We start from the raw sequence: 17,459 nt of genomic DNA on the forward strand, positions 1-17,459 counted from the left end.
GATTACTGCCGGTGGATGAACAATGCGACAAAGGAGACTGACATGGGCCTGCGTATCAATGACATGGTTCCCGATCTGAAGGTCGAGACCGATATGGGGACATTTTCGCTGCATGACTGGATCGGGGACAGCTGGGCGATCCTGTTCTCGCATCCCAAGGATTTCACGCCCGTCTGCACCACTGAATTCGGGGCGGTGGCGCGGCTGGAGGGAGAGTGGGAGAAACGCGGCTGCAAGGTGATCGGCGTTTCGGTGGACGGAATCGAGGATCACAAGAAGTGGAAGGCCGATATCGAAAAGGTAGGCGGTGTGGCGCCTGAGTTTCCGATCATCGCCGATGATGGGCTGGCTGTCTCAAAGGCCTTTGACATGCTGCCCGCAGAGGCCTACCTGCCCGACGGGCGCACGCCCGCCGACAGCGCCACGGTGCGTTCGGTCTTTATCATCGGGCCGGACAAGCAGCTCAAGCTCAGCATGACCTATCCGATGACGGTGGGTCGCAATTTCGCCGAGGTTCTGCGCGCGCTCGATGCGTTGCAGACAACGGTGCGGCATGGCGTGGCGACGCCCGCGGACTGGACCGTGGGGCAGGATGTGATCATCCCCGCGACGGTCAACGATGCCGATGCGACTGCGAAATTCGGCAAGTTTGAGAAGGTGCTACCCTATCTGCGCAGGACTAGCCTGCCGGGGTAGGAAGGGGTTGGAGGCCGGGGTGAACCCCGGCCTACGGGATGTGCGTGGCACGTCGGAAAACCGCCATCTGGCTAGCCCCGCCGAAGGTGGGATGCGTGCCGCCTATGTCATGGCAACTGACGTCATAGCCATGGCGCACGGCAATGCCTGTGGCCCATCGGGCAAATCTGTCGCGTCCCCATTCAAAGTGATGTCCCGGATGGCGATAGCGGTGCGCGGGTACGCCCAGCACCGGGTTGAAATCGGCGTTGGGCGTGGTGATGATCGCGTGGGCGGGCAGCATGTCGGCGAAGAGCGCGTGTTCCAGCCGGTTGAGATCGGCGGGTCGCAGATGTTCGATGGTCTCCACGAGGCAGGCGCAATCGTAGCCGCGCAGCTTGGGGTGTGCGGCAGTTATCGAGGCATGGGCCAGTTGCACCTTGCCTCGGACGTCTCGCGGCAGCGCCCCAAGGCGGGCTTGCAGCGTGCTGAGCGATGCAAGGTCGATGTCCAGCCCGGTCAGGCGGGTGATCCGTGGTAGGGGCGCCAGCCGCAGGATCAGGTCGCCATCGCCGCAGCCCAGATCGAGCAGGGTTCGTGCGCCGGTCTGTGTGATGGCCCGGATCACGGCCTCCAGCCGGTCGCGATGCAGGGGCGTGGTCATGCGGCGGGCTTCTGCATCAGGACCACATCGTTGGCCGGTATGGTGCAGGACCAGCCGTGCGCCTGTGCGATCTGCCTGAATGTCCCGGCGCGGTAGAACACCACATGCGTAGGATCCTTGCGGTAATGCCAGGCTCCGAAACGCGAGTCCTCGGTCTGAAAGCAGGTCATCACCGCCAGCCACCCACCGTGATTGAGCATTGCGCCCAGCCGGTCGAATTCGTCGGCGGGGTGGTGAAAATGCTCTGCTGTCTCGGTGCAGGTGATGAAGTCGTAGCGGTTCGTCAGTGGTGCGGGATCGGGATGAAAGAACGGATCATAGAGCGCCATGCGATAGCCTGCCTCGGTCAGCATGGCGGCAAGAGCGGGGCCGGGGCCACAGCCATAATCCAGTCCGCGCATCCCGGCCGTCAGCAGCGGCAGCAGTGGATCGGCGAGCCGTGACAGGAACCGGCGGTAGCCCGGATCGTGGATCTGGTTCTCGTGATGCAGGTAATGGGCGTGTTCCTGGGCCTTGTCGGGAAAATGCGCGGGATCGAGGCCCGTCGCCTCACAGCGGTCGCAGCGCCAATAGGCGCGCCCGTCGAACCGTCCGAAATGACGGGGACCCGCGGCGCGGCAGACCGGGCAGGCGGGGGCTGTGGTGGACGTCATGCGGGTGAGGTTTAAAGCATTTCCGGGGAATTGCCAGATGGGACGGCGCTCTTGGGACGAGAGGTCATTCGGTCACGCAGGATGATGACAGGCAGGAACCGGGCCGGCATGGACAGGCGCGCGGATATTGCCTAAGCCTGTGGGCGTGAGGCAGAGCGAGGACGCAATGAACCGGCGCAAACCCTTTGAGATCAATGGCGGGGCGGTGATGCCGGGGACGCGGGCGCGGGTGGATATCCCGGTCAGTACGTTGTCCAATCACACGCCGGTCAACCTGTCGGTCGAGGTGCTGCACGGGCGGCGACCGGGTCCTGTGCTGTTCGTGTCGGCGGCGATCCACGGGGACGAGGTGATCGGGGTCGAGATCATGCGCCGCCTGTTGCGTGCCGCCCCGCTCAGGACCATGGCGGGCACGTTGCTGGCGGTCCCCATCGTCAACACTTTCGGGTTTCTTGGTCATTCACGCTATCTGCCTGACCGGCGCGATCTGAATCGGGTGTTTCCGGGGGTGAGCGAGGGGTCGATGGCCTCGCAACTGGCGCATATCTTCATGACGCAGGTTGTGGCACGGGCCGATGTCGGGGTCGATCTGCATTCGGCGGCGATCCATCGCACCAACCTGCCGCAGATCCGCCTGACGCCGGGCAATGCGCGACTGGAGGAGTTGGGCAGGGCGTTCGGCGCGCCGGTGATGATGGAGTCAAAGCTGCGCGAGGGGTCATTGCGCATGGCGGCCGAGACGGCGGGGGTGGATGTGCTGCTCTATGAGGGCGGTGAGGGGTTGCGGTTCGACGAATTTGCGGTGCGCGCCGGGGTGAGCGGTATCCTGCGGGTCATGCACCATCTGAAGATGATCGGCGGCAAGGGGGTGCCGAAGGCGCATGGCGTGCCGGTGCGCGCCGCGCGCTCGACTTGGTACCGGGCGCCGCGCGGAGGGCTGTTCCGGGGGTATCTGGCGCTTGGCGATGCGGTGCAACCGGGCACGGTGCTGGGTGCGGTGGCCAATGCCTTTGGCGATGTCGAGACCGAACTGGTAGCCGATGTGACCGGCATCATCATCGGGCGCAGCAATCTGCCAGTGGTCTATGAGGGGGATGCGCTGTTTCATGTGGCCGAGACCGCCCGCGCCGAGGCGGCGGCAGAGGGGATCAGCGCGCATCTCGAGGCCGCGCCGCTCTTTGACGAGGACGAGATCATCTGATGGCAGAACCAAGACGCACAATCGATATCAACGACATCGCGTTCGGAATCATCCACACGCGGATGAGGCTGCATTTCATGGCCACCCCCAAGGGTGACCGAAGCGCGGTCAAATATTTTGTAATCGGCCATCCAAGAACCGGCACCACAACGATGCACAAGCTGTTTGAGGCCAACGGGATCAACAGTTTTCACGATTCGCGCGACTGGCAGACCGGCAGATACGACGCGTTCTCGGATTTCGGGCAAGTGCGACCTGTCGCGGCCTATGACCGGGTCTATCCCAATGCGCGGTTCATCCTGAATTTCAGACCACTGCGTCATTATCTCAACAGCATCGCCACACATCATCAAAAGGTATTCAGCGTGCAGAATTTCATTAATGAAGCCCTGCGGCGGGCTGACTATTTCGCATGGGCGCTGGAGTATTTCCGAGGGCGGGACAATTTCATCGCAGTGAATATCGAAGCGCCGGGAGCTGTTGCCGCAGTGGCGGATTTTTGCGGCTTTGCCGTGAAAGAACCGCCCGGCGGCGCGGTCAACAATGTCTCGAACCGGCCCAGATTCGCGCAGAACGCCGCCAATATCCAGGCCGCGCTGGAGGCGCTGGATATCGTCGAAGAGGCCGGGCGCGGTGTGCTGGTCTCGAAGTTGCACGGCACGCGGCAGGACACGCTGCGGGCCGCGCGCGATACGCTGCGGGTGGTGGAGTGATCAGGTCACCTGAGCGGCGTTGCGGGGCCGCAAAAAGATCGACAGCGTCAGCAGGCTGAAGACAAGCTCGTAGGTTTCCCATTTGGTCATCAGCGGCACCGCCATGATCACGATGGTAGCGACAAGACCGAGGATCATGTGACGGGTATCGGCGACCGGAATCGCCAGGCGATCCGCCAGTTGACGCAGCCGCGCCACGCGGGTGTAGAGCAGCGGCAGGACCAGCAGGTAGAGCAGGATCACCACCGACAGCCCGCCGCCGAACACGGTCTTGACCAGCTTGACATCGCCGATCACCAGGTTGTGCAGATTGGTTTCCTGCTGGGCGTTGTTTTCGAGAAAGAACTCGCTGGCCTCCCAGTTGAACAGGCGGTAGCCCCAGGAGATTTCCTCGCCCGCGCCGAAAATGAAGAGAAGGCCGTAGAATCCGGTAATCAGCGCCGCCGCCTTGCCACGCCGCGCCCAAAGCACGCCAGCATTGCGCAGGAGCACCAGCGCCGACAGCAACAGGCAGACCGCCGTTCCCCATTCGACCGGCCCATCCTCGATGGCAAATCCGGTGCGGAATTCCTCGTGCAGGCCAATGACGTAATAGGCGATGGTGAAGATCAGGCTGGCATAGGCCAGACCGAAAAGCACGACATCGGCATGGCTGAGATTGGAGCGTTCGTTGAGGCGGAGCATGTCTTGGGCCTTTGGCAGATCAGGGTGATGGCACGCGGTTACAGCATGTGCGCGGTTACAGCATGTGCGCGGGTGCATCAAGCGGGTGCGGTTTCATGCGTTCTGCCGAGGTCACCTTTGGGGAGCATGCGCGGGTTGACGTTCTGATTTCGACCTCGCGTGACGGGCGCGTCCGAAGACATGGGCGTTCTGCGGGTAGAGAAAGATCGACAGCGCGACGAGGCTGAAGATGAACTCGTAGACCTCCCATTTGCGTTGCAGGTCGACCAGCGCGATCACCCCCGAGGCCAGCAGCACCAGAACGGCATGGCGGTAGCCCGCGACGGGAATGGCCCAGTGGTCGGCGGTCTTTGCAACGGCGGGCATACGTTTGTAGATCAGAGTCAGCCCCACCAGCCAGAGCAGAAGCACCAGTGTCAGGATATTGCCGAACAGCACTTTGACCAGCTTTACCTCGCCGATCTTGAGATTATGCAGGTTGGTTTCCTCGCGGTGGCTGTTTTCGGTAAAGAATTCGCCGGCTTCCCAGCCGACGATGCGCTGCCCCCAGGAGATTTCCTCGCCTGAGGCAAAGAAGAAGAGAAGCGCACCAAGCGCCATGATGGCCATTGCCGGTTTGCGCCCTGCACGGGCAAATCTGGCCGCATGTCGGGCTAGCACCAGGAAGGAAATGAAAAGAAGGATTGCTGTCGCCCATTCGGCGGGGCCGTCCTCGATCGCATAGACCGTATGGAAAAAATCCGTGCGCAGGAAATGAAAGATGACAAGCGCGGTGATGTTAGCTGCGACGAGCGGCAGCAGAACACGGTCAAGAGGGGCATTGGCGGGCATTGGAGGGATCGGGCCTTTACGAAACTGTTACTTCAATTTCATTGTTATGTCACAAATACCCCTCTGGCCAGTGCCGGAACGCGGGCCTTCCCGAATGTGATCGTGGTCTCAGCGGGTCTTGCAGCGGTTCACCGGCAGCAGAAAGATCGACGTGGTGATGATTGCGAAAATCAGCTCGTAGACCTCCCATTTGCGGGGCACGTCGACCGCAGCGATGACCAGACTTGCAAGAAGCGCGAGCGCGGCATGGCGTAGCCCCGGCACGGGCACGGCAAGGGCATCTGCCAGACGTCGGATCAATGCGACGCGCGGATATGCAAGTGGCAGCACCACGAGATAGAGCAGCAGGACGGTGGTTAAAATGCTGCCGAAGAGAGTCCGGGCGAGCCGATGGTCGCCCACCATCAGATTGTGGAGGTTTGTCTCGCCCTGATAGTTGTTTTCAGCAAAGAAATCGCTGGCCTCCCAACCGAATATGCGCTGCCCCCAGGAGATTTCCTCGCCCGCCGCAAAAAAGAACAGCAGCGCATATAGTGCGGTCAGCCCAGTGGCCAGCCAGAGACCGCGCTGGCGCAGACTGAGCGCATTGCGGAAAAGCACGATGCTGGCCACCAGCAAAAACAGAGCCGTACCGTTTTCCACCAACCGGTCCTCGGCAGCGAAGGTGAGATGGAAATAATCCGGTGCCGTGACCGCGATGATCACGCTGGCGATCAATGTCACGGCGATCAGGGCCATGAGCAGGCGATCAATGGTCTGGATGGTCATCGTGTATGTTCCGTGCCTCTGGGCGGGTATCCTCATCCGATAGGCGAGGCGGTGTCGGGCATCAACCCATATCGGTGGTTTGGTTTCCGGGCCAGTTGTTGATGATCTCCATTGCCTCATCGGCGGTTTCGACAAAGCGGAAGAGGTCGAGATCCTCGTCGCTGATCGTGCCGGACTGGGCCAGCGCGTCCCAGTTTATGATCGAGCGCCAGAACGATTCTCCGAAGAGCAGGAACGGCACGCGCGCCATGCGATCGGTCTGGATTAGGGTAAGAGCCTCGAATGTCTCGTCCAGTGTGCCAAAGCCGCCGGGAAAGACGCAGACCGCGCGGGCGCGCATCAGGAAATGCATCTTGCGAATGGCGAAATAGTGAAAGTTGAAGCACAGGCCGGGTGTCACGTATTCGTTCGGGGCCTGCTCATGCGGCAGCACGATGTTGAACCCGATCGAGGCTCCGCCTGCATCTGCCGCCCCGCGGTTGCCTGCTTCCATCACGCCGGGGCCGCCGCCGGTGGCCACGACGAATTCGCGCCCGTAGGTGGCCATGGATTTTTCGGTTATCAGGCGGGCGAATTTGCGCGCCTCGTCGTAATAGCGCGACAGGTCAGCCAGTGTCCCGGTGCGCGCCGTGTCCTTCTGGGACGGTTCGGGAATGCGCGAGCCGCCAAAGAGGACGACGGTGCTCTTTATGCCGCGCTCGTTCAGGATCATCTCGGGTTTCAGGAGTTCCAGTTGCAGGCGCACCGGACGCAGCTCATCCCGGCAGAGAAAATCCGGATCGGCAAAGGCCAGACGGTAGGCGGGTGCACGGGTCTGGGCGGTGTCGGGCACCTGTTCGGCGGTGGAGCGGTCCGAACCGGCATCGCGGAATTGGCTGAGGCGGTCGTCTTTCATCGGAGGCGATCCTTGCTTGGGTCTTTCTTCTCAGGAGTATAGGGTTTGCCGGATCAATGGAAGGCACAGAGGTGTGGCGGATGGGCTGGAAGCAGTTGATTGCAGAGGCGGGCACGCGGATCGCGCCCTATGTGCGGCGCACGCCGGTCGTGATGGCGATGTTTGACGGGCATTGGGTGGCGCTCAAGCTTGAGCAGATGCAGCATACCGGCAGCTTCAAGGCGCGGGGCGCGTTCAATACGCTGTTGCAGGCGGATGTACCCGAGGCCGGGATCGTGGCCGCGTCGGGGGGCAATCACGGGGCGGCGGTGGCCTATGCGGCGGCACGGTTGGGGCACAAGGCGCGAATCTATGTGCCGCAGATTGCCGGCCCGTCCAAGATCGAGCTCATTCGCGCGCAGGGCGCCGTTCTGCAGGTGGTGTCGGGGGCCTATGCCGACGCGGCGGACCGTGCGCGCGACTGGCGGGTCGCGACGGGGGCAATGGAGGTGCATCCCTATGATGCCGGGGCGACGGTTGCCGGACAGGGCACGGTCATGGCCGAATGGGAGGATCAGGGATATGACGCCGACACGGTGCTGATCGCCGTGGGCGGCGGCGGCCTGATTGCGGGGGCGCTTGCGTGGCTTGCTGGGCGTCGCCGGGTGGTCGCGGTGGAGCCCGAAACTTCCTGTGCGCTGCACGCCGCCTTGCAGGGGGGTGCGCCGGTCGATGTCAAGGTGTCCGGCGTGGCCGCCAATGCGCTGGGTGCGCGGCGGATCGGCGGCATCTGTTTCGATCTGGCGCGGGCGCAGGGAATCGAGAGCGTGCTGGTGAGCGATGCCGCGATCCTGGAAGCGCAGGCGGTTCTGTGGCGCGAGACGCGGCAGTTGGTGGAACCGGCGGGGGCAGCGGCGCTTGCCGCGCTCTTGTCGGGGGCCTATCGACCGGCAAAGGGCGAGCGGGTGGCGGTGCTTGTCTGCGGCGGTAATATCACGCCCGATCCCCTGACCTAGCGTGACGGGTGAGGCAGATCGGCGGCGGTGTCGACGTCGCTCAGCCTGTCGGTCAACGCAACGCGCAGCCCGCCGAGGCTGGCTATGGTGTCGCTCAAAGCGTGTTCGCCGGACCAGCGCACGCCTTCAAAGAGCGAGGCCGGAACAGCGCGGTTGCGCTTCATGCCGATGAGCCAATAGCCGCCATCATGGGCCGGGCCAAAGACCGCATCATGCGCTCCGAGCGCAACGAAGGCGCGGGCGATATGGGCGGGCGTGATGTCCGGAACATCCGCTCCGATGATGCAGACGAGGCCGGGTGGCAGGCCCCGCAGTAGTCGGCCCATCCGATCCCCGAGATTGCCCGGCCCCTGTGCCACGCGGGGCAGGCGGGCGGGCCAGACGCGGCTCTGGCGTCCCTCGCGGTCGGGGCTGACGGCAAGGATGATCTGCCAGCGCGAATCGTCGAGGCGGCGCAGCAGGCGCGCTACCTGATGACGGAACCACCACGCCGCGGGAACCATCCCGATCTCGCGACCGAGCCGTGTCTTGACCCGGCCGGGGCGCGGTTCCTTGACCATGACGACAAGCGTGCGGCGCATCAGGCGAAATAGTCGCGCAGGATGCGGGCATAGATCGCCTTGAGTTGGTGGATCTGGGTGATCTCGACCCGCTCGTCGACCTGGTGCATGGTTTGTCCCACAAGGCCGAATTCCACCACCGGGCAGATATCCTTGACAAAGCGTGCATCCGAGGTGCCGCCGGTGGTGGACAACGCGGGTGTGATACCTGTCTCGGCCTCGACCGCGCGCGCCACGAGATCCGAAAGCGGCCCCGGCGGGGTGAGAAAGCTCTCGCCCGAGACCTTGACCGACATCTCGCCGGTGATACCGTATTCTCCGGCCACGCAATCCAGTTCGTCCTGCATCCAGTTGATCAGCCCGGCGCTGTCATGGGCGTCGTTGAAGCGTATGTTGACGGTGGCGCGACACTGGGCGGGGATCACGTTGGTGGCCGGATTGCCGGTGTCGATGGTCACTACGGCCAGCGTCGAGGGATCGAAATGCGCGGTGCCTTCGTCAAGGCGATGCGAGGCGAGCCGGTCCATCAGCCGCGCCATTGCGGGCAGCGGGTTGCGGGCGCGGTGCGGATAGGCGGAATGGCCCTGCACGCCGGTCAGAGTGAACCACGCCGAGAGCGAACCTCGCCGCCCGATCTTGATCATCTCGCCCAGATGTTCGGGGCAGGTCGGCTCGCCCACGAGACAGGCAGTCATCGTTTCGCCTTGCGCGCGCATCCAGTCAAGGATCGCTATGGTGCCGTCGACCGCGTCGCCCTCTTCGTCGCCTGTGATGGTCAGGATCACGGCGCCATCGGGCGGCGTCGCCGTCACGAAATCCACCGCGGCGGCGACAAAGGCTGCGACGCCCGATTTCATGTCCGTTGCTCCGCGTCCATAGAGCCAGCCGTTCTTTTCAACCGCGCCAAAGGGCGGCACGCTCCAGACGGATGCGTCGCCTGTTGGTACCACGTCGGTATGGCCGTTGAAGCCGAAGCTGCGCGCAGCCCCTCGCGCTCCCCAGCGTGCAAAGAGATTGGCAATCCCGTTGCGATCCACCCGTGTGCAGGAGAATCCGGCCTCGCTCAGCACGCGTTCCAGCAGCTGCAATGCGCCGCCCTCTTCAGGCGTGACCGAGGCGCAGCGAACGAGGTCGGCTGTCAGTCGGGCAGGGTCGATAGGGGTCTGTGGCATGCGGGCCTGTCCTGTCATTCGGGTCTGTGCGCGGCCTAACCCGGATCGTTGCCGAGCGCAAATGGCAACAGGTTCGGGGCAAATATCTGAAAGCGTTAATAAACCTTAACAGGAGTCGGATAATTTGCTAAAGCCGAGATGATAATAAACACCCGAGGCAGGGTAAACCAGAGCAGGGCCACAAGATCCGCAAGGGACGCATCGGCCCGGATATCGGGATGCTACGCGCGTATCGAATGCGCGCTTGGGCCGGTCGCGCGAATGCATGGTTGCACTGCCTCCGGCAGAGATTCGGGGCAGTCATGGTTGCAGGTTCTGAACTTACGGCAGGTCGGAATTCCTTGGCGAGGTGGGTGACCGGGGCCGGTTACGGCCCGACCGCGCACCGGATGTGCAGGTATGGTGAAGCATGCCCGCCGATGATCCGGGGGTGCGCCACCTGAGATGGGCTGGATCGGAATATTGGAACAGGCGGGCGGGCGGTTCGAGCCGGAAGGGCTGGGCGCGGATCGCCCGGTCGGGCCGGACAGGCCACTGGAGGCGGGGATCGCCCTGATGCCGCGCGGCACTTTGATGCTGGAGGCGCGGTTGTCGCAGGAGGACCGGCCGCAGACGCTGCTGGCCTTTGGCCAGCGCCTTCCCTGGGTCGAGGAGGTTTCGATCCGGGCTTTGCCCGGGGGTGGGATCGTTCTGGTTCTCACACAGGCGGGGGACATGCGCCATGTCACGCTGCCTTATCAACCCGATGACCGGACGGATATCATCCGCCTGAGTTTCTGCTGGGATGCGCCCGCGCAATGGGGACGGCTGGTGTTGGAGCGGCCCGAGACGGACCACGTGCATTGCGTCACCCTGCCGATGCCCCGCCCGCTGCCGGTGCCCATGATGCAGGCGATGCTGACCGATCCGCAACAGCGCGAGATGGACCGAGAGGTGATCTTTGTCGCGCTGTCCTCAAAGGTCGAGCCGGTAGGCCCGTTGCCAGGTCTTTGTGTCAACGCGCCGGTTCTTACACCTCGCGGCTATGTGCCGATCAGCCGGATCCGGCGTGGCGATCAGGTCGAGACCGACGGTGCGGAGCCCGTGCCGGTTTTGCGGGCGATTGCGCGACGAGTGCCCGGATATGGCAGTTTCCGCCCCGTGCGGTTGCGCGCACCTTATTTCGGGTTGCGGCAGGATATCGTCGTCAGCCCGCAGCAGCGGCTGGTGATCCGGGGATCGGAGGTCGAGTATCTCTTTGGCTCCGAGGCGGTGCTGGTCCCGGCGCGCCATCTGGTCAACGGACTCTCGGCGCAATTGGCGGATGCCCCGCCGGTGGTCACCTATCACCACTTGCTCTTGCCGGGGCATGAAGAGATCATCGCCGCAGGCACCCGCACCGAGAGTCTTTATGTCGGACGGCTGCGCCGCAACCGCGACCTTCTGGCAGCAAGCTGGCTGGCCGGTTTCGACCGCGCGCGCCTGCCCGAACACCCAAGGCCGGTCTGGCCGGTGCTGAGGCCCTATGAGGCGATCACGCTGGCGATGAATCGGGCGGCTTGAGGGGGAAGGATCGAGTTGCGGCAAAGCTGCTGTCTGAACCGGAATCAGATTGAAAGACCGACTTTCAGGCTACTGGGCCGCCAGTTGTTTTTGGCGGCAATAGCAGGACGCTCGCACCGGCACTTCCGCGCGTGCGGACGCCTTGTCCAGTTGCAGTTTGATATGAGCGGCTTCGGTGGTTTCACCGCGCCGGGTCAGACATTCGTAAAGACCGTGGAGGCTCCAGACGTTGCTCGGATGCTGGCATGCCCGGCTCAGGGTTGCGTCGAGACCCAAGTCGGCGCGGTAGACTGCCTCTGCCTCTTCGATCCTGCCTTGTTCCAATAGCAGCGCGCCGAGAGCGTGCCGGGTTGGCTGCATCCAACCCCACGGTTCGTCGTAGGGCAGGTTGTCGTCAAACTCGACCGCCTTGTGCAGATGGGCAAAGGCGGTTTCGTGCTCGCCCTTGTGATAAGCCAGTTCCCCAAGCATCATCTGTTCAGCGACCTTCAGAATGTCGCGGCAGGTGTTGTTGAAGAGCATGCGGCTTTCGGGAACGCGGTCTAGTGCGTCGTAGAATGCGTCCTTCTCGGCTTCGGCCTCAGCAATCCGTTGCTGGTTCGCCAGCGCTACGGTGCGGGCATAGCGCATCATGGCAAGAGTCACGCTAAAAAGCTTTTCGTCTGCGGGCAGTTCCTGATCCAGAATATCCTGCCAATGCCCGAAGCGGATCAGGACGTGCTGTTTTATCGGTATGAATCCTTCGAACCAGTCTGCCATAGGTCGGAGTGTCTCTGACGGCAGCGTCGATATGAGTTCATCCGCCGCCTCCAGCGCGGTCGTGGGCTGACCCAGGAACATCGCGCCGTAGATTTTGAAGTGATAGTTGTGACAACGGTAGATGGAGTAGAAATTGTCAGCGCCCTCGCGCCTGAGAAATTTCCGATCCGCCACGATCGCCGCTTCGTTGCGCAAGACGACATTCATGTAATCGCCACAGAGTACGTCCACATGGGTCGGCATGTGCAGGAGGTGGCCTGCATCGGGGACCAGTGTACTGAGCGCATCGCCGTGGCGAAGTGCCCGTTGGGGATGCGGCGACATCTCCATCAGGTGGATATACATGTGCAGAAGCCCGGCGTGCTGCCAGGCTCCCGGTAGGGTTTCGAACGCCTTGTCGAGAACTGCGATGGCTTCCAACGTGTTCGCGCCTTTTGCAGGCTGGCCGTTAGGCAGATCCCAAAGCTGCCATGGCGTTCGATTCATGATTGACTCGGCGAATATCGCGCAGACATCCAGATCATCGCTGAACTCTGCGTAGACCTTGCGCATCGCGTTGGCAAAGGCGTTGTTCCAAGGGCTGAAGTCGTCGACATCCGATGAGGCGGGATAGCGTGCGGGCAACGTCTCAATCAGCGCGCGCTCGAATGGTGTAAGTTGATCCAGTATTCCCCGTGCCGCGTGGATCGAGGACTGTGCGACCTTGATGCAGTCAGGTTTTTCGTCCTCGTCGAACGTCTCCCACGGCTTGTTGTAGTTGGGGCCGATGCAATAAGCGATGCCCCAATGAGCCATCGCACATTCCGCGTCAGCGACCAGCACTTTTCGAAAACACGCTATCGCCTCTTCGTGGTTGTAGGCGTAGGTCCATGCCAGACCACGGTCGAACCATTTTTGGGCTTCTTTTGACGAGGTCGAAACCGCACGAGAGTACGACCCGAGGTCATAGTATTCCATTCCACAGGCCCCCAACGATCTTGCCGGCAGAATAGATCAAAAACGTCTTTGTCGATAGTTCTTCAATTCTGACGCGGGCTCTCAGAGATTCCGGATCGAACATTGGACTGACGGTGGCGACAGATACACTCGCCAAAAATCACCCCGACCTCAATCGAAGAATGGCGTCACCTGTGCCACTATGACGGCGTTCTCCTCCAGCGCCCGCTGCATGAGCGCGCGTTCTTCCTCCGGGATGTCGTCGCCTTCTGCCTCGCGTTCTGCAAGTGTGCCGTAGCCGGTGACGTCGAGTGGCGCGGTGTCGGCCTGCTTGAGGATCGCCACGGTTTCGCGCACTGCTTCGGCCTCGTCCACGCCCGAGGCATAGATCAAGAGCGCCGCTCCCGTCGCCTTGGCGGGCAGGCCGTCGCCGTATTTGCGCCCTACCTCGACCAGCAGGGTATAGACCTGCTGGCGGTTGGGTTTCCTCTGCTCCTGATCCGCCATGGTCCGGCCCTCCGTCGGTCGCAGCCCTGCGGCAAGGCGCGTGCGAAGTCAAGCGGGACAAGGGTTTTCATCAGCCTCGCGCGGCGTTAGCCTGCGGATCAGAGTAGCATGGGAATGGGCGGATGAAACGGATCAAGGACATGGTGGCCGAGGCGAATGCGGTGGTGGACCACGCCCCGGCGGAGGAAATGCTAAACCTTCTGGGGACCGAGGGGGTGACCTTTGTCGATCTGCGCGATCCGCGCGAACTGGAGCGAGACGGGATGATCCCCGGTGCGTTTCACTGCCCGCGCGGGATGCTGGAATTCTGGATCGACCCCGAGTCGCCGTATGCCAAGCCGCAGTTCCAGAGTGGCAACCGCTTTGTGTTCTACTGTGCCTCGGGCTGGCGCTCGGCCCTGTCGGCGCGCACCGCGCAGGAGATGGGGCTGGAGAACGTGAGCCATATCAGTGACGGTTTCAAGGGCTGGCAGGCGGCAGGTGGCGCGGTGGGGGAGAGGCCGAATAAAGGCTGAGCGCCAACCCCGGCGAGCGGTCAGCGAGGGGCCGGCCCCTCGCGCTCCCCGAGGTATTTGCGCCAAGAAGAAGTGCAGGCGCGGCGGAGGTCAGTCGCGCAAGAGTTCGTTGATGCCGGTCTTGGAGCGGGTTTGCTCGTCCACCCGTTTCACGATCACCGCGCAGTAGAGGTTGACGTTGTTCTTCGAGGGCATCGAACCTGCCACCACGACCGAATAGGGCGGCACCTCGCCATACATGACCTCGCCGGTTTCGCGATCGACGATCTTGGTGGATTTGCCGATGAAAACACCCATCCCCAGCACCGAGCCCTCACGGACGATGCAGCCTTCGACCACCTCTGAGCGCGCGCCGATGAAACAGTTGTCCTCGATGATCGTGGGGCCTGCCTGCATCGGTTCCAGAACGCCACCGATGCCGACGCCGCCTGAGAGATGCACGTTCTTGCCGATCTGCGCGCAGGAACCTACGGTGGCCCAGGTATCGACCATGGTGCCGCTATCGACATAGGCACCGAGATTGACAAAGCTTGGCATCAGGACCACCCCCGGCGCAATATAGGCCGATTTGCGGACCACGCAGTTCGGCACGGCGCGGAATCCGGCGGCGCGCCACTGGTTGTCGCCCCAGCCCTTGAACTTGCTGTCTACCTTGTCCCACCATCCACCGCCCTGCGCGCCGCCCGGATGAATTTCCATATCCTTGATACGAAAGCCCAGGAGCACCGCCTTCTTGGCCCATTGGTTGACGTGCCAGTCGCCATTATCATGCCGCTCGGCGACGCGCAGCGCGCCGCTGTCCAGCGCGTTCAGGGTGTCCTCGATGGCCTCGCGGGTCTCGCCCCCGGTCATCGGGGTGATGGTGTCGCGCGCCTCCCAGGCGGTGTTGATGGCAGTTTCCAGTGCAGCATGTGACATGGGCGTTTCCTCGGTTTGCTGTCTCGTGGTTGACCTTGCCTATATGCGCAAGGGGGGACGGGATCAATGCGACCGCTTGCGGGGGATCGGCGACCTTTTCGCGGATGACGGCGCTCTGACTTCGTGCTAGGGGCGGGGCATGAGCCAGATGCCCAGCAAGGACGAGATTCTCGAATGGATCTCTGACCACCCGACACTCACCTCGAAGCGCGATATAGCCAAGGCCTTTGGCATCAGGGGGGCTGCGCGGATCGACCTCAAGCGTGTCCTCAAGGAGCTGGAGGACGAGGGTCATCTGGAAAAGCGCAAGAAGACCTATCGCGATCCCGATCGCCTGCCGCCCGTAAGTGTGCTGCAGGTGTCCGGCCAGACGCCGGATGGCGAATTGCTGGCCAAGCCGCTGGAATGGCAGGGCGAAGGGGTGGAGCCGGTGGTGCTGGTGATTCCGCGCGCGTCCGATCCGGCGATGGGCGAGGGCGACCGCATCCTTGCTCGGCTGACCGAGGTAAGGGGCGAGGCGCATCATTACGAGGCGCGGCTGATCAGGCGGATAGGCACCAATCCGCGCAAGGTGTTGGGCGTCTTCCGCAAGGGGGCCGAGGGCGGGCGCATTCTGCCGATCGACAAGGGCGACGGCAAGGAGTGGGTGGTGGCCGCCGACGCAACCGGTGGTGCCAGGGATGGCGAGTTGGTCGAGGCCGAACAGGCGGGACCCGCGGGCCGAATGGGCCTGCCGCGCGCGCGGGTGCTGGAGCGGCTGGGCGATCCGTCGGCACCCAAGGCGGTGTCGCTGATTGCCATTCATCAGCATGGCATCCCGGATGAGTTTCCCGACGAGGTGATTGCCGAAGCCGATACGATGAAACCCGCGGGATTGAAGGGGCGTGAGGATCTGCGCGATCTGCCGCTGATCACGATTGATCCCTGGGATGCGCGCGATCATGACGATGCGGTCTGGGCGCATGCCGATGACGACCCCAGGAATGTGGGGGGGCATGTGATCTGGGTGGCGATCGCCGATGTTGCGCATTACGTTCGCCCCGGCTCCGCGCTGGATCGCGAGGCGCGCAGGCGTGGCAATTCCAGCTATTTCCCCGACCGCGTGGTGCCGATGCTGCCGGATCGTCTGTCGGGCGACCTGTGTTCGCTGCATGAGGGCGTGCCGCGCGCCTGTATAGCGGTCAGGATGCAGATTGATGCCCATGGGGCCAAGATCGGGCATCGGTTCGTGCGCGGGCTGATGCGATCTGCCGCGACGCTGACCTATCAGCAGGTGCAGCAGGCGATGGACGGCGCGCCGGACGACAAATGCGCGCCACTCATGGAAGAGGTGATCCGTCCACTTTATACCGTGCATGACGCATTGCAGGAGGCGCGGCGGCGGCGTCAACCGCTCGATCTCGACCTGCCTGAACGCAAGGTGGTGCTGAGCGATGCGGGTAAAGTCCTGTCGGTCAGTTTCGCCGAGCGGCTGGAGGCGCACAAGCTGATCGAGGAATGCATGGTAATGGCCAATGTTGCTGCTGCCGAGACGCTGATCGCGCGCAAGTCGGCGCTGCTGTTCCGGGTGCATGAAGAGCCTGCGCCCGAGAAGCTGGAGACGCTGCGCGACGTGGCCGAGGCGGCAGGGCTGGTTCTGGCCAAGGGGCAGGTTCTGAAAACGGCGCATCTCAATGCGCTCTTGCATGCCGCGCGTGACACTGATCATTCCGAGGTCATCAACATGTCCACCCTGCGTGCCATGACGCAGGCCTATTATGCGCCGCAGAATTTCGGGCATTTCGGTCTGGCATTGCAGGCCTATGCGCATTTCACCTCGCCGATCCGGCGGTATTCGGACCTGGTGGTGCATCGGGCGCTGATCTCGGTGCATGGCTGGGGCGATGACGGGCTGAGCCATGAGGAGGAAGCACGGCTGGACGTGACCGCGCAGCATATTTCCGAGACCGAGCGCCGCTCGATGATGGCCGAGCGCGACACCAATGATCGCTATCTGGCGGCGTTCCTGTCGGAGCGGCTGGGCGAGGAGTTCAGTGGCCGGATCAGCGGGGTGGCCAAGTTCGGGGTGTTCGTCAGGCTGGACGAGACCGGCGCGGACGGGTTGATCCCCGTGCGATCGCTGGGGCGCGAGTTCTTTCACTTCGACCGCGATGCGGGCACGCTGATGGGATCGGATACGGGACTGACCATCGGGCTGGGGCAGAGAGTGACGGTAAAGCTGTCGGAGGCTGCGCCGGTGACGGGCGGTATCGCGCTGGAACTGGTGAGCCTTGAGGGTGAGACGATGCCGAAAGGGCCGCGTGCGGCGCGCGGCAAGCCGCCCCGGCGCAAGCTGGGGGTGGCGAAACGCAAGGCGGCCTCGGTCAAGCGCAAGACGGAGCGGGGGCGACGCTAGGTGTGCAATTTCAGAAGGCTGTTCAGTCGGATCGGGGTTAGGTTGCCGTCACCAGACGCCCGCCCCGGATCGGCAA

General features: G+C 63.1%; 18 protein-coding genes. 7 read left to right on the top strand and 11 right to left on the bottom strand.

Going from position 1 to position 17,459, the window contains the following annotated elements; all coding sequences use genetic code 11:
- Positions 1-42 precede the first annotated feature (42 nt).
- Complete coding sequence (locus BSG08_RS10805) at positions 43-696, top strand: peroxiredoxin (protein WP_093036406.1); 654 nt, start codon at positions 43-45, stop codon at positions 694-696.
- Positions 697-727: 31 nt separating this feature from the next.
- Here BSG08_RS10805 and BSG08_RS10810 read toward each other — a convergent pair whose 3' ends face one another.
- Positions 728-1,339 (bottom strand): methyltransferase, encoded by a 612-nt coding sequence (locus BSG08_RS10810; RefSeq protein WP_093036409.1) that lies wholly within the window; start codon positions 1,337-1,339, stop codon positions 728-730.
- The gene (locus BSG08_RS10815) at positions 1,336-1,992 is read right to left on the bottom strand and encodes a class I SAM-dependent methyltransferase (protein ID WP_093036412.1); all 657 of its coding nucleotides are present in this window, start codon (positions 1,990-1,992) and stop codon (positions 1,336-1,338) included. The genes BSG08_RS10810 and BSG08_RS10815 overlap by 4 nt, the downstream gene beginning before the upstream one ends.
- A gap of 166 nt (positions 1,993-2,158) precedes the next feature.
- On the opposite strand from BSG08_RS10815, the gene BSG08_RS10820 reads away from it, so the two are divergent.
- Both BSG08_RS10820 and BSG08_RS10825 read left to right on the top strand, forming a co-directional pair.
- Complete coding sequence (locus BSG08_RS10820; RefSeq protein WP_093036415.1) at positions 2,159-3,193, top strand: succinylglutamate desuccinylase/aspartoacylase family protein; 1,035 nt, start codon at positions 2,159-2,161, stop codon at positions 3,191-3,193.
- Positions 3,193-3,906 carry a sulfotransferase family protein gene (locus BSG08_RS10825; protein WP_093036418.1) on the top strand — a complete coding sequence of 238 codons (714 nt, stop codon included), beginning with the start codon at positions 3,193-3,195 and terminating at the stop codon, positions 3,904-3,906. Before BSG08_RS10820 ends, BSG08_RS10825 begins: the two co-directional genes overlap by 1 nt.
- Here the strand turns inward: BSG08_RS10825 and BSG08_RS10830 are convergent, their stop codons facing one another.
- The 4 genes from BSG08_RS10830 to BSG08_RS10845 all read right to left on the bottom strand — a co-directional run bounded on the left by BSG08_RS10830 (position 3,907) and on the right by BSG08_RS10845 (position 7,084).
- Complete coding sequence (locus BSG08_RS10830; protein WP_093036421.1) at positions 3,907-4,590, bottom strand: hypothetical protein; 684 nt, start codon at positions 4,588-4,590, stop codon at positions 3,907-3,909.
- Positions 4,591-4,701: 111 nt separating this feature from the next.
- On the bottom strand, positions 4,702-5,421 hold the full coding sequence (locus BSG08_RS10835; RefSeq protein ID WP_093036424.1) for a hypothetical protein: 720 nt from the start codon (positions 5,419-5,421) through the stop codon (positions 4,702-4,704).
- A 108-nt stretch (positions 5,422-5,529) separates the two neighbouring features.
- Positions 5,530-6,189 carry a hypothetical protein gene (locus BSG08_RS10840; RefSeq protein ID WP_093036427.1) on the bottom strand — a complete coding sequence of 220 codons (660 nt, stop codon included), beginning with the start codon at positions 6,187-6,189 and terminating at the stop codon, positions 5,530-5,532.
- 61 nt (positions 6,190-6,250) lie between these two features.
- Positions 6,251-7,084 (bottom strand): LOG family protein, encoded by an 834-nt coding sequence (locus BSG08_RS10845; protein ID WP_093036430.1) that lies wholly within the window; start codon positions 7,082-7,084, stop codon positions 6,251-6,253.
- 80 nt (positions 7,085-7,164) lie between these two features.
- Between BSG08_RS10845 and BSG08_RS10850 the strand changes: the two genes are divergently transcribed.
- Positions 7,165-8,079 (top strand): serine/threonine dehydratase, encoded by a 915-nt coding sequence (locus tag BSG08_RS10850; protein WP_093036809.1) that lies wholly within the window; start codon positions 7,165-7,167, stop codon positions 8,077-8,079.
- Here BSG08_RS10850 and BSG08_RS10855 read toward each other — a convergent pair.
- Both BSG08_RS10855 and dapE read right to left on the bottom strand, forming a co-directional pair.
- Entirely contained in the window at positions 8,076-8,660 is a 585-nt protein-coding gene (locus BSG08_RS10855) for a TIGR04282 family arsenosugar biosynthesis glycosyltransferase (RefSeq protein WP_093036433.1), read from the bottom strand. The genes BSG08_RS10850 and BSG08_RS10855 overlap by 4 nt on opposite strands.
- The gene (dapE, locus tag BSG08_RS10860) at positions 8,660-9,811 is read right to left on the bottom strand and encodes a succinyl-diaminopimelate desuccinylase (RefSeq protein ID WP_093036436.1); all 1,152 of its coding nucleotides are present in this window, start codon (positions 9,809-9,811) and stop codon (positions 8,660-8,662) included. Before dapE ends, BSG08_RS10855 begins: the two co-directional genes overlap by 1 nt.
- 444 nt (positions 9,812-10,255) lie before the next feature.
- Here dapE and BSG08_RS10865 point away from each other — a divergent pair, with 444 nt between their 5' ends.
- Positions 10,256-11,353, top strand: coding sequence for a Hint domain-containing protein (locus tag BSG08_RS10865; RefSeq protein WP_093036439.1), 1,098 nt, complete (start codon positions 10,256-10,258; stop codon positions 11,351-11,353).
- A 69-nt stretch (positions 11,354-11,422) separates the two neighbouring features.
- Here BSG08_RS10865 and BSG08_RS10870 read toward each other — a convergent pair whose 3' ends face one another.
- Both BSG08_RS10870 and BSG08_RS10875 read right to left on the bottom strand, forming a co-directional pair.
- A complete protein-coding gene (locus BSG08_RS10870; RefSeq protein ID WP_093036442.1) occupies positions 11,423-13,069 on the bottom strand; it encodes a tetratricopeptide repeat protein in 1,647 nt (548 codons plus the stop codon).
- Positions 13,070-13,219: 150 nt separating this feature from the next.
- A complete protein-coding gene (locus BSG08_RS10875) occupies positions 13,220-13,555 on the bottom strand; it encodes a hypothetical protein (RefSeq protein WP_093036445.1) in 336 nt (111 codons plus the stop codon).
- 122 nt (positions 13,556-13,677) lie between these two features.
- Between BSG08_RS10875 and BSG08_RS10880 the strand changes: the two genes are divergently transcribed.
- On the top strand, positions 13,678-14,070 hold the full coding sequence (locus tag BSG08_RS10880; RefSeq protein ID WP_093036448.1) for a rhodanese-like domain-containing protein: 393 nt from the start codon (positions 13,678-13,680) through the stop codon (positions 14,068-14,070).
- Positions 14,071-14,160: 90 nt separating this feature from the next.
- Here BSG08_RS10880 and dapD read toward each other — a convergent pair whose 3' ends face one another.
- Entirely contained in the window at positions 14,161-14,988 is an 828-nt protein-coding gene (gene dapD / locus BSG08_RS10885) for a 2,3,4,5-tetrahydropyridine-2,6-dicarboxylate N-succinyltransferase (RefSeq protein ID WP_093036451.1), read from the bottom strand.
- Positions 14,989-15,127: 139 nt separating this feature from the next.
- Here dapD and rnr point away from each other — a divergent pair, with 139 nt between their 5' ends.
- Positions 15,128-17,383 carry a ribonuclease R gene (gene rnr / locus BSG08_RS10890; RefSeq protein WP_093036454.1) on the top strand — a complete coding sequence of 752 codons (2,256 nt, stop codon included), beginning with the start codon at positions 15,128-15,130 and terminating at the stop codon, positions 17,381-17,383.
- The last annotated feature ends 76 nt before the right edge of the window (positions 17,384-17,459 follow it).

Source organism: Roseovarius azorensis (genome assembly GCF_900109455.1).
Taxonomy (GTDB): Bacteria; Pseudomonadota; Alphaproteobacteria; order Rhodobacterales; family Rhodobacteraceae; genus Roseovarius; species Roseovarius azorensis.